We start from the raw sequence: 1,137 nt of genomic DNA, 5'->3' as shown, positions 1-1,137 counted from the left end.
AAAAAGGCTATTTACGGATTGGGCATCCTTCATGAGATCGGCCTGCCTGCACCTTCAGAGACTGACCTGATTCATATAAAAAATCTATCAATAAAATTCCAGGAATTAGGGCGGCACAGAACTCTACCTGCTTCCGTTGTATTTAGCGCGGTAAAAGACGCTATAGAATTCCATTTAAAGCATGGGCGCAATGTTATTGATGGATGGTGTCGAGTCGCTATCTACTGCCGAAAACAGGGAATCAGCCTTAGCAAACTAACAGACCCAGTTTTCAGAAAAATAATGCCTGAAGAACTTAAGCTTCTCGGAGTTGAGAACCTTGGGCTTTCGCGCAGGAGTGTGGATACTCTCTATACACAAAATACCCGAGGTGAAAATACAGAATACTTTAGGCGCTTGCGTTGTAACCGGGGATTGATTGAGCTTGTCAAAATATACACTGGCTGTGTTCAATTGGTCGTTGGCGCACTTATGGGGCGCCGCGTTGGAGAGCTCCGAGACCTGCATGCGTCTAACTGCCTGGATACCAGCTTTCAATGGCTTATCTTTCAAAACAGGAAAAGCACTTATCGGCTCTTTGGGACACGTCAAACAGAAGCACGTCCAATAGAACCCATCGCGGTAAACATGATCAAGAACTTGATCAGGATGCAAAAGATACTCAAGCGCCTTGGGTTCATCCAAGAAATGCAAGAACTATTTTGCAGCCCCTCGATCCATGGTGATGTCACCTTATCTCAATTATCGACTTATACCTACAATCAAAACCTCGATCTGTTTTGCGACTACTTTGAAACCTTGAATAATGAGCAAGGCCAACGCTATTATATTCGACAGCATCAACTCCGTCGTTTCTTCGCATTGCTATTTTTTCACTCCAGCAGTTTCGGAGGGCTGGAAACTTTACAATGGATGCTCGGGCATGTAGACGCCACACACATATGGAACTACATCACAGAGACTGTTGATGGGGTTACTCTGAAAGGTGCCAAAGTTCAATATATTGCGGAAGACATCCATAATGGACATGCGGAAAACTACCAGAACTTAGCCGATCTTTTAAAAGCCAAGTATCAAACTTATGATTTCACTGTCGTTGATGCGGAGGAGCTGGAAGACTATTTGGCAGACCTTATG

The 1,137-nt window shown here is 44.2% G+C and carries 1 protein-coding gene; it reads left to right on the top strand.

The genetic code is table 11. The features are described from left to right. Positions 1-1,137, top strand: a 1,137-nt coding sequence (locus AB0J58_RS45105) for a hypothetical protein (RefSeq protein ID WP_364228027.1), incomplete at both ends; no start/stop codon positions are given.

This window comes from Streptosporangium sp. NPDC049644 (assembly GCF_040675205.1).
GTDB lineage: Bacteria > Actinomycetota > Actinomycetes > Streptosporangiales > Streptosporangiaceae > Streptosporangium > Streptosporangium fukuiense.
This window is presented reverse-complemented; position numbering and strand designations above follow the sequence as displayed.